Below are 13033 nucleotides of genomic sequence, written 5' to 3' on the forward strand. Positions count from 1 at the left end.
GATATGCAGTGTTGCTGACATATTCAGAACCACAGCTTGGGAGAGATGAGCATGAGTAACTGGTTGGTAGATAAGCTGATTCCGTCGATCATGCGTTCTGAGGCGGCTAAGAGTTCAGTACCAGAAGGCCTCTGGCATAAATGCCCGTCTTGCGATGCTGTTCTGTATAAGCCAGAGCTCGAGAAGACGCTTGATGTATGCATGAAATGCAACCATCACATGCGAATCGACGCACGTACGCGCCTGGATATCTTTCTTGATAAAGAAGGTCGCGAAGAGATCGGGGCTGATCTGGAGCCTGTCGATCGCCTGAAATTCCGCGACAGCAAGAAGTACAAGGACCGCCTCGTCGGTGCCCAGAAGCAGACTGGCGAGAAAGACGCATTGGTCGCCATCAGCGGCACGCTTGAGGGTATGCCGATTGCCACCTGTGCCTTTGAATTCTCCTTCATGGGCGGCTCGATGGGGGCCGTGGTCGGCGAGCGTTTCGTTCTCGCAGCCAATGTCGCCCTGGAAAAGCGTTGTCCACTGGTGTGCTTTTCCGCCTCGGGTGGCGCGCGTATGCAGGAAGCCCTTATTTCCCTGATGCAGATGGCCAAGACCTCGGCGGTACTGGCGCGCATGCGCGAAGAAGGCCTGCCGTTTATCTCGGTGCTCACCGACCCGGTCTATGGTGGCGTGTCTGCCAGTCTGGCCATGCTTGGTGATGTGATCGTTGCCGAGCCCAAGGCGTTGATTGGTTTTGCCGGTCCGCGCGTGATCGAGCAAACCGTGCGCGAGAAACTGCCTGAAGGTTTCCAGCGCAGCGAGTTCCTGATCGAGCACGGTGCGATCGACATGATCATCCCGCGCAGTGAGCTGCGCCCACGTCTGGCGCGTCTGCTTGCGCAAATGCAGCACTTGCCAACACCTAGCGTCAGCAGCTCTGTAGTCGAGACGGCTTCTGCATGAGTCAACGCTCTCTGGCTGATTGGCTGGCATACCTGGAGCAATTGCATCCCAGTGCCATCGATATGGGCCTGGAGCGCTCTCGTCTGGTTGCGCAGCGCTTGGGCCTGGACAAGTTGGCCCCGCTGACCGTGACCGTTACTGGCACCAACGGCAAAGGATCTACTTGCGCCTTTATCGCTTCACTGCTTGAGGCACAAGGGCTCAGTGTCGGGGTTTACAGTTCGCCCCATCTGCTGCGTTACAACGAGCGGGTGCAAATCGCCGGTGAACTGGCCAGTGACGAGTTGCTTTGTGACGCATTTGCAGCGGTAGAGGCGGCGCGTGGCGATATTTCCCTGACCTATTTCGAGATGGGTACGCTGGCTGCGTTCTGGCTGTTCAAGCAACAACGGCTTGATGCCGTTGTGCTTGAAGTCGGGCTGGGCGGGCGTCTCGATGCGGTTAACCTGGTCGACCCGGATATCGCTCTGGTCACCAGCATTGGTGTGGATCACGTCGAATGGCTGGGTGACAGCCGTGAGTCCGTGTCCGTCGAAAAGGCGGGTATCTACCGTGCTGGTAAACCTGCCTTGTGTGGCGATCTTGACCCGCCGCAACCACTGCTGGACGCTGTGGCCGAGCTTGACGCGCCGTTTTACTTGCGTGCTCGTGATTACGACCTGGTTGCTGGTGAGCTGGGCTGGACCTGGCGCGGAACCGATGCCCAGGGCGGGGCGTTGGAACTTGTGGATTTGCCTTTACTCGATCTACCCATGGAAAATGCCGCGCTGGCACTACAAGCCTATGCGCTGACGGGCCTTGCGTGGCAACCAGAAAAAATTCGCCAGGCATTGCTGCGCACCCGTGTAACCGGGCGCCTTGATCGTCGCCAGTTGATTTGGCAAGGAAAGCCACTGACGCTGTTGCTGGATGTTGGGCATAATCCACATGCAGCCGAGTATCTGGCGCGACGCTTGGGGATGAAACCTGTCACTGGCAAGCTTTCTGCCGTATTTGCTTTACTGGCAGATAAAGACTTGGCGGGTCTGGTGATGCCATTAATTCCAAATTTTGCCCATTGGGCTGTGGCACCATTACCGACAAGTCGTACGCGACCGGCTGCAGAGTTGGCCAGGTATTTGACAGATTGTGCCGCGCAGGTCGCGGTATTTGATGATGTGTGTTCTGCATTGGATGCACAATGCGCTAAAGCCTCGGCAGGGGATGAAATTCTGCTGTTCGGGTCGTTTTATTGTGTGGCCGAGGCCTTGGAATGGCTGGCGGGCCATGCCACGGGAGTAGGTCAGGATGGCTTTGCTGGATAAAAACTTGCTGCAACGTATTGTTGGCGCTTTGGTCCTGCTGGCCTTGGCGATTATTTTTATCCCCATGCTGCTGTCTCGTCAGGATGACATGCAGCGCGTGGTGGTCGATGCGCCGAGCATGCCGCAAGCGCCGGCCATGCCCGAAATCGAAATGCAGCCGGTCACTGTACCCAAGCCGCAAATCATCGACGAAGCGCCCGAGCAGCAAGATCAAGGCCCTGAACCCATAACCGCGATCACTGACGAGCCTGAAATCAACCCGGTACCGGCCACGCCGCCGCCAGAAGTGCGCGAGCAGGCCAAGGCCGATGCCGCTGCCCGTGCCGAGCAACCTGTGGAGCCAGCCCCCAAACCTGCTGAGCGCCTGGATGCCAATAGCCTGCCGGTGAGCTGGTCGGTTCAGTTGGCCAGCCTGTCCAGCCGCAGCGGTGCGGAAAACCTGCAAAAGACCCTGCGTGCGCAAGGCTACAACGCCTATATCCGCACCTTTGAAGGCATGAATCGGGTCTTTGTTGGCCCGCTGGTCGAGCGCGCCGAAGCGGATCGCCTGCGTGATCAGTTGAACCGCAAGCAGAAATTAAACGGATTTGTTGTTCGTTTTAAACCAGAAAGCAGTTGATCGACCGCTTACTCGTAGCGCCTCGCTCTGTTAAAATACAGCGCCATTTCTGTCGGTAGCCTTAATCGTGGCATTTACCTGGGTCGATTGGGCCATTATCGCCGTTATCGGCGTATCAAGTTTGATCAGTCTGAGCCGTGGCTTCGTCAAGGAAGCCTTGTCGTTGCTCACCTGGATTATTGCGGGCGCCGTTGCCTGGATGTTTGGCGGCGCACTTTCGCACCACCTCGAAGGATTTATCCAAACGCCGTCGGCTCGAGTCATCGCCGCCTGTGCATTGCTGTTCATTGCTACATTGATGGTCGGTGCGTTGGTCAATTATTTGCTCGGCGAGTTGATCCGGGTGACCGGCTTGTCCGGTACCGATCGTTTCCTGGGCATGGTCTTTGGCGCTGCGCGGGGCGGTTTGTTGGTTGTGCTGTTGGTCGGGCTGGTGAGCCTGGTGCCGGTACAGGAAGATACGTGGTGGCAGCAGTCAACGCTGGTGCCGCATTTTTTATTGGTCGCTGACTGGTCCAAGAACCTTATCTTGGGAATGTCCAGTGAGTGGCTGGCAAGTGGCATCAGTGCTCCGGCTGAGCTGCCGTTTAAACAGGTTCTCACACCGCCTTGACAGGCTGTAATGAGTGCATTGCGATTTAGTTTGTTTCTCAACGTAGGGGTTGCGCCACATGTGCGGCATTGTCGGTATCGTCGGTAAATCGAACGTCAATCAGGCGCTGTATGACGGTTTAACCGTTCTTCAGCACCGCGGCCAGGACGCTGCCGGTATTGTGACCAGTCATGATGGTCGCCTGTTTCTGCGCAAAGACAATGGTCTGGTGCGCGATGTCTTTCAACAACGCCACATGCAGCGTCTGGTGGGCCACATGGGCATTGGCCATGTACGCTACCCAACGGCTGGCAGCTCCAGCTCGGCCGAAGCGCAGCCGTTCTACGTCAACTCGCCATATGGCATCACCTTGGCCCACAACGGCAACCTGACCAATGTTGAGCAACTGGCCAAGGAGATTTACGAGTCCGACCTGCGCCACGTCAACACCAATTCAGATTCCGAGGTGCTGCTCAACGTGTTTGCGCACGAGTTGGCCCAGCGTGGCAAGTTGCAGCCTACCGAGGAAGATGTATTTGCCGCGGTCAGTGAGGTTCATTCGCGTTGTGTGGGTGGCTATGCAGTGGTTGCGATGATTACCGGTTACGGCATCGTCGGGTTCCGCGACCCCCATGGCATCCGCCCAATCGTCTTTGGCCAGCGCCATACCGACGAAGGCGTTGAGTACATGATCGCCTCGGAAAGTGTTTCCCTGGACGTGCTCGGTTTCACCCTGATTCGCGACCTGGCACCGGGCGAAGCGGTTTACATCACCGAAGACGGCAAGCTGTTCACCCGCCAGTGCGCTGAGAACCCGCAGTATGCGCCGTGCATCTTCGAGCACGTTTACCTGGCTCGTCCCGACTCGATCATGGATGGTGTCTCGGTGTACAAGGCACGCCTGCGCATGGGTGAGAAGCTGGCCGAGAAAATCGCTCGCGAACGCCCTGATCACGATATCGATGTGGTCATCCCGATCCCGGACACCAGCCGCACCGCGGCGCTTGAGCTGGCCAACCACCTGGGCGTCAAGTTTCGCGAAGGCTTTGTCAAGAACCGTTATATCGGTCGTACCTTTATCATGCCGGGCCAGGCGGCTCGCAAAAAATCGGTACGCCAGAAGCTCAACGCTATCGAGCTGGAGTTCCGTGGCAAGAACGTAATGCTGGTCGACGACTCGATCGTGCGTGGCACTACCTGCAAGCAGATCATCCAGATGGCCCGTGAAGCGGGAGCGAAGAATGTCTACTTCTGTTCCGCTGCGCCGGCGGTGCGTTATCCGAACGTGTACGGGATCGACATGCCAAGTGCCCATGAGCTTATTGCGCATAACCGCAGTACTGAACAGGTTGCCGAGCTGATTGGCGCCGATTGGCTGATCTATCAGGATCTTGAGGACTTGATCGATGCGGTCGGTGGCGGCAAGATCAAAATCGAGAAATTTGATTGCGCCGTATTCAATGGCGAGTACGTCACCGGCGATGTCGATGAGTTCTACCTGAACAAGATCGAGCAAGCGCGCAATGATTCGACCAAGATCAAATCGCAGGCGGTCAGCGCGATTATCGATCTGTACAACAACTGATACCCTGGGGTCGCTTATGCGGCCCCAGTGCTTTATTCGAGAGGGAACAAGATGTCTCAAGAGTGGGATGCCGGACGTCTGGACAGCGACCTGGAAGGTGTTGGCCTCGAAACGCTGGCGGTGCGCGCCGGTCAGCATCGCTCGCCCGAGGCGGAGCACAGTGAGGCGCTTTACCTGACCTCCAGCTATGTGTTCCGTACCGCTGCCGACGCAGCGGCGCGCTTTGCTGGTGAAGTGCCAGGCAATGTCTATTCGCGCTATACCAACCCTACCGTGCGCGCTTTTGAAGAACGTATCGCGGCGATGGAAGGGGCCGAGCAGGCGGTTGCCACCTCAACCGGGATGTCGGCGATTCTTTCGATAGTCATGAGCCTGTGTTCTGGTGGCGACCATGTATTGGTCTCACGCAGCGTATTCGGTTCGACCATCAGCTTGTTTGAAAAGTACCTCAAGCGCTTCGGTGTTGAAGTCGACTATGTGCCGCTGTCTGATCTCGATGCATGGTCTGCGGCATTCAAGCCCAATACCAAATTATTGTTCGTCGAGTCGCCGTCCAACCCCCTGGCTGAGCTGGTTGATATCGCCGCACTGGCTGAAATCGCCCACAGCAAAGGTGCGTTGCTGGCCGTTGACAACTGCTTCTGTACTCCGGCGCTGCAGCAGCCGCTGAAGCTCGGGGCCGACATAGTGATGCATTCCGCCACCAAGTACATCGATGGCCAGGGTCGCAGCATGGGCGGTGTGGTTGCCGGCCGTGGCGAGCTGATGAAAGAAATCGTCGGCTTCCTGCGCACGGCCGGGCCAACGCTGAGCCCGTTCAATGCGTGGATTTTCCTCAAGGGCCTCGAAACCCTCAGTGTGCGCATGCAGGCGCACTGTGCTCGTGCTCAGCAACTGGCCCAGTGGCTTGAGCAGCAGCCGGGAGTTGAACGTGTTTATTACGCGGGCTTGCCGAGCCATCCGCAACATGAGCTGGCCAAGCGTCAGCAAAGTGCCTTCGGTGCCGTGGTCAGCTTTGAAGTCGCTGGTGGAAAGGAGGCGGCATGGCGTTTTATTGATGCCACCCGGGTTATATCGATCACCACGAACCTGGGTGATACCAAAACCACCATCGCCCACCCGGCAACCACTTCCCATGGTCGTCTGTCGCCGCAAGAGCGTGCCAATGCGGGGATTGGCGATAACCTGATCCGCGTGGCTGTTGGCCTTGAAGATGTGCTGGATCTGCAGGCTGATCTGGCGCGTGGCCTGGCGGCGCTTTGAGCGATACGTTGCAGGCTGACTTGAATCTTGAAGTCAGCGCCCCGACCACCGGCAAGGTAGCGCTGGTGACCGGGGCTGCGCGCGGTATCGGCCTGGGTATCAGTGCCTGGTTGATTGCCGAAGGTTGGCAAGTGGTGTTGGCTGACCTGGACCGTGCACGAGGTTCGGTCGTGGCCAGGGCGCTGGGTGAAAACGCCTGGTTCGTTGCCATGGATGTTTCCGATGAGGATCAGGTTGCCATGGGCGTTGCCGAAGTGCTTGGCCAGTTTGGCCGATTGGATGCCTTGGTCTGCAATGCCGCGATTTCCGAGCCGCACAGCCTGGACCTGGAAAGCCTCAACCTGGCGCGCTGGAACAAAACCCTGGCCATTAACCTGACCGGGCCCATGTTGTTGGCCAAGCATTGCGTGCCGTATTTGCGTGCGCATCGCGGCGCGATAGTTAATCTGACTTCGACCCGTGCCCATCAATCAGAAGCCAATACCGAGGCTTATGCGGCGAGCAAGGGCGGCTTGTTGGCCTTGACTCATTCGCTGGCGATCAGCCTTGGGCCTGAGGTGCGGGTTAATGCGGTCAGTCCGGGCTGGATTGATACCCGTGACACCAGCGAGCAGCGCGCCGAGCCCTTGTCTGCCGCCGATCATGCACAGCATCCGGTTGGGCGGGTGGGCAGCGTTCAGGATGTTGCGGCGCTCGTTGCCTGGTTGCTCTCGAGTCGCGCAGGATTTGTCACCGGCCAGGAGTTTGTGGTCGACGGTGGCATGACAAGGAAGATGATTTATCAATAAGCATCAAAGTCGATGCTTTTGGCGACCTGGCTGTCTCGTCGGTTTTTATACGACTGCGCAGGGCTATTTTGTCCTGGCTTGATCAGCAAATGACCAGTCGCCGATTCAAGGCTTTCAGATTTCAATTTATTTACCCTGTTTTTGGAAAAACTTTAAGCAGGCTATTGACTTAGGTGCGACCCACGCGTAAATTTCGCGTCCTCGCAAAGCCAAGGGTGATTAGCTCAGCTGGGAGAGCATCTGCCTTACAAGCAGAGGGTCGGCGGTTCGATCCCGTCATCACCCACCACTTTGTGAATCTGGATGAAAGTCCGGGAAATGCGCAGCGGTAGTTCAGTTGGTTAGAATACCGGCCTGTCACGCCGGGGGTCGCGGGTTCGAGTCCCGTCCGCTGCGCCATATTTTCCATGACGAGTTTAATCGGCATGAGGTAAGCACAAGCCAACGCGGTTGTACTGCCAGATGAAGTGACCTGTTTTAGGGTGCAAGCCCGAATAACATGCAGCGGTAGTTCAGTTGGTTAGAATACCGGCCTGTCACGCCGGGGGTCGCGGGTTCGAGTCCCGTCCGCTGCGCCAAATACGAAACCCTCAGATAGCAATATCTGAGGGTTTTTTATTGCCTGTCGTTTGCTGTCATCCAGGCGTCATCTCGACTTTTTAAACTGCCTCCACGCGGGGTTGGCTCGCGTCGACAGTGCAGGGGAGAGATGCTATGGAAGACTATCAAGACGAACTGCTGGAAGCGCAGGCTGTTGAACTGGATGCGCCTGAGTTGGCTGAGGATGCTACCGAGTTGTAACCCTGGCTTGTAGCTTCAGCTACCCAGGCGCTGTGCCCGGCGAAACTCGCCTGGCGTCTGCTGGTTCCAGCGCTTGAATGCGCGTTGAAACGCCTCTGCCGAAGCAAAGCCGAGCAGGTAGGCTATCTCGCCGAAGGCCAGTTCGGTATCGCGAATATAGGCCACCGCCAGGTCATGGCGCGTCTCGTTGAGGATGGCGCGAAACTGGGTGCCTTCCTCCGCCAGCTTGCGGCGCAAGGTCCAGGTTGGCATTTGCAGGCGTGCAGCCACTTCCTGCAAGTCAGGTTCGCGCCCATGCAGCAGTGGCCCTAATAATTGAATGATGCGCTCGCGCAGGCTGCGGGTACGGGTCAGCTGTTCCAGTTCGTGTTCACACAACTCTTGCAGGTGCAGCCAAGTGCTTGGGCAATGCTGTGGGTTGCGCAGGTTGAGCGTGGCCTGGCTCAGGCGCAGCTGATTATGCTCGGCTGCAAACTCGACAGGGCAGGCCAGCGCGGGCTCGTAGGCGTCACTGTAATGGGGCGCGGGAAATTCGATATGCGCCCGCTCCGGGGTGATGGGCTGCTGGGCGACTTGTTCCAGTTGTCGGGTCCAGCCGGCAAGCACCGAGTCAATGACAAAGCGGTTGTAGGCGTTGTACGGACTGATCGAGTAAAACCGCAGCCAGCCACCTTGATGGTCCTCGGCAAAGCTGGCGTGGCCGCGATAGTTGGAGGCATACAAAGGCTCAAAGCGAATCAGGCTGCGCGCTGCCTGGCGTACGGTCGGGGCTTGGGCGGCAGTTACACCTGCAAGCCCCAGCTGGCCCAGGCGGCTGAGCTTGCCCATGATCAGGCCCAGGTCCGGCTGGCCGGTTTGCTCAATGGCGGCGTGGCCCAGGCGCATATAGCGCGGGATCGACAGGCGTGCCCGGGGGGTGGCCAGGCGAGCAGGATCCAGGCCGTAACTGTCGAGGAGCGCGAGCGGATCCTGCCCGCAGCTGCGCATGGCCTCGGCCAGGCTGTCGACAAAGCCCACCGAAAGGTCGCCAAGGCGGATGCGCGGACTCGTTACAGCCATAGGTTGACGAGGTGGGCGGCGCGCTTGTCACCGGCAATTGCATGTTGCTGGCCATCACTGACAACGCTGCGTCCATCGATGCCCATGCGCCACAATTGGCCGCGCATAAACACCATGGCGCCGGCCCGTGCACCGCTGGCGTGCAACTGGTTGGGTATCGCCAGTTGTTGCCAGGCTTGGCCCTCGCTGACACTGTTGTCGGCCAGGGTAGGCGTCTGCGGTTTGGCGGCATGCTTGTAGCCTTTCCAGGGCTTGTTCCACTGCGTCTTGCCTTTGACGAACCCAGGTACTGCCAGAAGCTCTGTGTTGAGCTTGGCGAGCGCTGCATAGCTGGCGGGGTACCAGCTGTCGGTGCCGATCAGTACTGCCAGCTGACCGGCTGGTGTGGCGAATGTGTGCAATTGCTCAATAGGCGCCGCCGCGATGATGCTGCGTTCGCGGCTTGATGGATAGACCTTACGTTGCGGTTGGCCAATGGCTTTGCCGTCGGCGCCATAGACCACGCTGATGTTGTACAGCGGACCTGTGCCGATGCGCAGAATGCCATCCTCATTGCGCGGCTCAGGCAAGACAATCGAGCCCGCAACCAGGGTGATGCCAAAGTCCTTGGCCAGGCCACTGAACAGGCTCTGGTAATCGGCGGCCATCTGTTCGGACTTGAGGCGAAACAGGGCGTCGCTGAAGTCTTTATTGCTCGGGGTTTCAAGCAGGGCTTGCGGCACACCGAGTGGATGGCTGGCGGCTAGCCATTTGACGGCTTCTTGCAGGCTGTCGCTTTTTTAGAACTCGGGTTTTTCGCCGGCGGCGACCCGCCGTAGAACTCGGGTTTTTCGCCGGCGGCGACCAGCCAGGTGCCAATGTGCTCGGGCAGGATGGCAATGGTCTTGGCGTTGAGCAGCCCTTCGTCGCGGGCCTTCTCGAGATAGGCCGCAAGCTTCAGGTGCAGGCTTTCACGGCTTTTGTAATCACTGGCAAACAGCAGGGGTTGTATGCCGAGCAGGTTGCCACGATCAGCCGGCTGGCCCTGGTTGACGCTGATTTCGCTGCTCAGGTCGGTAAGGATGATGCCAACGTCTGGACGCTGCTGTGCCCAGTAGACATAGCCACCGGCGCTGCCGAGCAAGAGGATGAGAATGCTGATAGTAATAAATAGGCGCATGGTCGTTCAGCGTTGAGGGTTCGATTCTCAGGGTAGGGGAGCGCGTCGCGGTTGCCAAGGGGTTGCTGCGCATTTGGATCAATAAGTTGTTAGTTAGAGTCATTGAGCTGTGCGCTGGGGCTATTTATCGTGCTCTGCATACTGATCGCGATTCATCCGCGGGCGGCAGAATCACCGCACTGTCAATTTGCTATGTGCTGGCTGCCTCCTGCATCAATAGAAATCGCGGCATACCGTGAATCTCAATGCCTGATGTGGAGACTTCCATGAGTGCTCTGTACCCCAATTTGCTGGCCCCGCTTGATCTTGGTTTCACCACCCTGAAAAACCGTACCCTGATGGGCTCGATGCATACCGGCCTGGAGGAGAAACCGGGTGGGTTTGAACGCATGGCGGCCTATTTCGCCGAGCGTGCGCGCGGAGGGGTTGGCCTGATGGTTACCGGTGGCATCGGCCCTAACGTCGAGGGCGGGGTTTACTCCGGCGCAGCCAAGTTGACCACTGTTGAAGAAGCCGAACAGCACAAGATTGTGACCCGAGCCGTGCACGAGGCCGATGGCAAGATCTGCATGCAGATTCTTCACGCTGGCCGCTACGCCTATAGCCCCAAGTCAGTGGCGCCCAGTGCCATTCAGGCGCCAATCAACCCATTCAAGCCCACTGAGCTGGATGAAGAGGGCATCGAAAAACAAATCCAGGATTTCGTCACCTGCTCAATGCTGGCGCAACAGGCCGAGTATGACGGTGTGGAAATCATGGGTTCGGAAGGTTATTTCATTAACCAGTTTCTGGCTGCGCACACCAATCATCGTACCGATCGTTGGGGCGGTAGCTACGAAAATCGCATGCGCTTGCCGGTAGAAATCGTCAGCCGGGTGCGCCAGGCTGTTGGCCCCAACTTCATCATCATCTATCGCTTGTCGATGCTTGACCTGGTCGAAGGCGGCAGCACCTGGGAAGAGATCGTGCAACTGGCCCAGGCCATTGAGCAGGCTGGTGCAACCTTGATCAACACCGGTATCGGCTGGCACGAAGCACGTATCCCCACCATCGCGACCAAGGTTCCGCGTGCGGCCTTCACCAAGGTCACGGCCAAGCTGCGGGGTTCGGTATCGATTCCATTGATCACCACTAACCGCATCAATACGCCGGAGGTCGCCGAGCAAGTCCTGGCCGAGGGCGATGCCGATATGGTTTCCATGGCCCGTCCATTCCTGGCTGACCCGGACTTTGTAAACAAGGCTGCACAAGGCCGTGCGGATGAAATCAATACCTGCATCGGCTGTAACCAGGCCTGCCTGGACCACACTTTTGGTGGCAAGCTGACCAGTTGCCTGGTCAATCCGCGCGCCTGTCACGAAACCGAGTTGAATTACATTGCTACCCGCGCGGTTAAAAGAATCGCCGTGGTCGGCGCGGGGCCGGCGGGCCTTGCGGCAGCGACCGTTGCCGCCGAGCGCGGGCACCAGGTCACGCTGTTTGACAGCGCTGCCCAGATCGGTGGCCAGTTCAATGTTGCCAAGCGTGTGCCGGGTAAAGAGGAGTTCTTTGAAACCCTGCGTTATTTCAAGCGCAAGCTGGAAACCACCGGGGTCGACCTCCGGCTGAACACCCGGGTCAATGTTGATGAGCTTGTGGCCGGTGGCTTTGATGAAGTGATACTGGCAACCGGTATTGCCCCGCGTACGCCAGATATCCCTGGCATTGATCACCCCAAGGTCATCAGCTATCTCGATGCAATCTTGCAGCGCAAGCCAGTGGGCCAGAAGGTTGCGGTGATAGGCGCGGGCGGCATTGGCTTTGACGTATCCGAGTTCATTACCCATGCCGGTACGGCAACCAGCCTGGATCGCGATGCTTTCTGGAAAGAGTGGGGTATCGATGATCAGTTGCAGGCGCGCGGCGGTGTCGCAGGTATCACCGCCGAGCCACATGCGCCGGCGCGCCAGGTTTTCCTGTTACAGCGCAAGAAGACCAAGGTGGGCGATGGCCTGGGTAAAACCACCGGCTGGATTCACCGGGCAGGCCTGAAGAACAAGCAGGTGCAGATGCTCAATAAGGTGCAGTACCTCAAGGTTGATGATGCCGGCCTGCATATCAGCATTGCCGATGCCGAGCCGCAGGTATTGCCGGTCGACACCATTATTGTCTGCGCTGGCCAGGATCCGCTGCGTGAGCTGCATGAAGGGTTGCAGGCGGCAGGCCAAAGCGTGCACTTGATCGGTGGCGCGGACGTGGCTGCCGAGCTGGATGCCAAGCGTGCAATCAATCAGGGCTCGCGACTGGCTGCTGAAATTTAATCCATAAGCCCAACCGAGGTGTAGAGATGACAGCATTAGCGGTTAAGCCCAATATTGCCCCAGCCATGCAGCAATGGCATGCGATGATTGCCAGCCAGGACCTCGGTGGCCTGCCGGCATTATTGCACCCGGACGCGGTTTTTCGTTCGCCCATGGCGTTCAAGCCATACGCAGGCGCGGACAAGGTGGCGATGATCCTCAATACCGTGATCAAGGTATTTGAAGACTTTCGCTACCATCGCGAACTGGTTTCGGCTGATGGCTTGAATGTGGTGCTGGAGTTCAGCGCCACAGTGGCTGATCGCGAGCTCAAGGGCATCGACATGGTGCGCTTTAATGAGCAGGGCCAGATTGTCGAGTTCGAGGTCATGGTCCGGCCCATGAGTGGCCTGCAGGCTCTGGGCGAGGAAATGGGCAAGCGCCTGCGCGGCGCGCTGTAGCCTGCAACCCCTGTTACCTGGATGGCATTGTGCATGTCATCCAGGCCTGGCTGGCAACTGACGAAAAATGTCTCATGCTGACAGTTTGTACCAAGCCCATCACAGTTTCGTTGTGCAGTTGAGTAGGATTGTTCCTATCGCAAGACGACTGCCAACCCAGTCACATTGCTGC

General features: G+C 58.1%; 10 protein-coding genes, 3 tRNA genes and 1 pseudogene. 12 read left to right on the forward strand and 2 right to left on the reverse strand.

The window, feature by feature from the left end:
• Positions 1–51 precede the first annotated feature (51 nt).
• The 10 genes from accD to PSES9_RS0100630 all read left to right on the forward strand — a co-directional run bounded on the left by accD (position 52) and on the right by PSES9_RS0100630 (position 7680).
• Complete coding sequence (gene accD / locus PSES9_RS0100585; RefSeq protein WP_010483015.1) at positions 52–951, forward strand: acetyl-CoA carboxylase, carboxyltransferase subunit beta; 900 nt, start codon at positions 52–54, stop codon at positions 949–951.
• The gene (gene folC / locus PSES9_RS0100590; RefSeq protein ID WP_010483017.1) at positions 948–2255 is read left to right on the forward strand and encodes a bifunctional tetrahydrofolate synthase/dihydrofolate synthase; all 1308 of its coding nucleotides are present in this window, start codon (positions 948–950) and stop codon (positions 2253–2255) included. Before accD ends, folC begins: the two co-directional genes overlap by 4 nt.
• Positions 2239–2874: an SPOR domain-containing protein gene (locus PSES9_RS0100595; protein WP_010483019.1), complete on the forward strand. Its 636-nt coding sequence runs from the start codon at positions 2239–2241 to the stop codon at positions 2872–2874. The genes folC and PSES9_RS0100595 overlap by 17 nt, the downstream gene beginning before the upstream one ends.
• A 67-nt stretch (positions 2875–2941) precedes the next feature.
• Positions 2942–3487, forward strand: coding sequence for a CvpA family protein (locus tag PSES9_RS0100600; protein WP_010483021.1), 546 nt, complete (start codon positions 2942–2944; stop codon positions 3485–3487).
• A gap of 58 nt (positions 3488–3545) precedes the next feature.
• Positions 3546–5051, forward strand: a complete 1506-nt coding sequence (gene purF / locus PSES9_RS0100605) for an amidophosphoribosyltransferase (RefSeq protein WP_010483022.1) — start codon at positions 3546–3548, stop codon at positions 5049–5051.
• 51 nt (positions 5052–5102) lie between these two features.
• The gene (locus tag PSES9_RS0100610; protein ID WP_010483024.1) at positions 5103–6314 is read left to right on the forward strand and encodes an O-succinylhomoserine sulfhydrylase; all 1212 of its coding nucleotides are present in this window, start codon (positions 5103–5105) and stop codon (positions 6312–6314) included.
• A gap of 20 nt (positions 6315–6334) precedes the next feature.
• Positions 6335–7102: an SDR family oxidoreductase gene (locus PSES9_RS0100615; protein ID WP_036988039.1), complete on the forward strand. Its 768-nt coding sequence runs from the start codon at positions 6335–6337 to the stop codon at positions 7100–7102.
• A gap of 213 nt (positions 7103–7315) precedes the next feature.
• Positions 7316–7391 (forward strand) — tRNA-Val (locus PSES9_RS0100620).
• Positions 7392–7424: 33 nt separating this feature from the next.
• A tRNA-Asp gene (locus tag PSES9_RS0100625) sits at positions 7425–7501 on the forward strand.
• A gap of 102 nt (positions 7502–7603) precedes the next feature.
• Positions 7604–7680: transfer RNA gene (locus PSES9_RS0100630), tRNA-Asp, on the forward strand.
• A gap of 238 nt (positions 7681–7918) precedes the next feature.
• Here PSES9_RS0100630 and PSES9_RS0100640 read toward each other — a convergent pair.
• Positions 7919–8962 (reverse strand): AraC family transcriptional regulator, encoded by a 1044-nt coding sequence (locus PSES9_RS0100640; RefSeq protein ID WP_010483027.1) that lies wholly within the window; start codon positions 8960–8962, stop codon positions 7919–7921.
• Positions 8953–10121, reverse strand: a pseudogene (locus PSES9_RS25600) (nitrilase-related carbon-nitrogen hydrolase). The gene PSES9_RS0100640 and the pseudogene PSES9_RS25600 overlap by 10 nt, the downstream one beginning before the upstream one ends.
• A gap of 266 nt (positions 10122–10387) precedes the next feature.
• On the opposite strand from PSES9_RS25600, the gene PSES9_RS0100650 reads away from it, so the two are divergent.
• The gene (locus PSES9_RS0100650; RefSeq protein WP_010483029.1) at positions 10388–12421 is read left to right on the forward strand and encodes an NADPH-dependent 2,4-dienoyl-CoA reductase; all 2034 of its coding nucleotides are present in this window, start codon (positions 10388–10390) and stop codon (positions 12419–12421) included.
• A gap of 26 nt (positions 12422–12447) precedes the next feature.
• On the forward strand, positions 12448–12861 hold the full coding sequence (locus PSES9_RS0100655) for a nuclear transport factor 2 family protein (RefSeq protein ID WP_010483031.1): 414 nt from the start codon (positions 12448–12450) through the stop codon (positions 12859–12861).
• The last annotated feature ends 172 nt before the right edge of the window (positions 12862–13033 follow it).

Source organism: Pseudomonas sp. S9 (assembly GCF_000222125.1).
GTDB lineage: Bacteria > Pseudomonadota > Gammaproteobacteria > Pseudomonadales > Pseudomonadaceae > Aquipseudomonas > Aquipseudomonas segetis.

Bases quoted from the DNA above. Each gene is read 5' to 3' on its own strand.
- accD (WP_010483015.1), top strand. From the start codon at position 52: ATGAGTAACTGGTTGGTAGATAAGCTGATTCCGTCGATCATGCGTTCT.
- folC (WP_010483017.1), top strand. From the start codon at position 948: ATGAGTCAACGCTCTCTGGCTGATTGGCTGGCATACCTGGAGCAATTG.
- PSES9_RS0100595 (WP_010483019.1), top strand. From the start codon at position 2,239: ATGGCTTTGCTGGATAAAAACTTGCTGCAACGTATTGTTGGCGCTTTG.
- purF (WP_010483022.1), top strand. From the start codon at position 3,546: ATGTGCGGCATTGTCGGTATCGTCGGTAAATCGAACGTCAATCAGGCG.
- PSES9_RS0100610 (WP_010483024.1), top strand. From the start codon at position 5,103: ATGTCTCAAGAGTGGGATGCCGGACGTCTGGACAGCGACCTGGAAGGT.
- PSES9_RS0100640 (WP_010483027.1), bottom strand. From the start codon at position 8,962: ATGGCTGTAACGAGTCCGCGCATCCGCCTTGGCGACCTTTCGGTGGGC.
- PSES9_RS0100650 (WP_010483029.1), top strand. From the start codon at position 10,388: ATGAGTGCTCTGTACCCCAATTTGCTGGCCCCGCTTGATCTTGGTTTC.
- PSES9_RS0100655 (WP_010483031.1), top strand. From the start codon at position 12,448: ATGACAGCATTAGCGGTTAAGCCCAATATTGCCCCAGCCATGCAGCAA.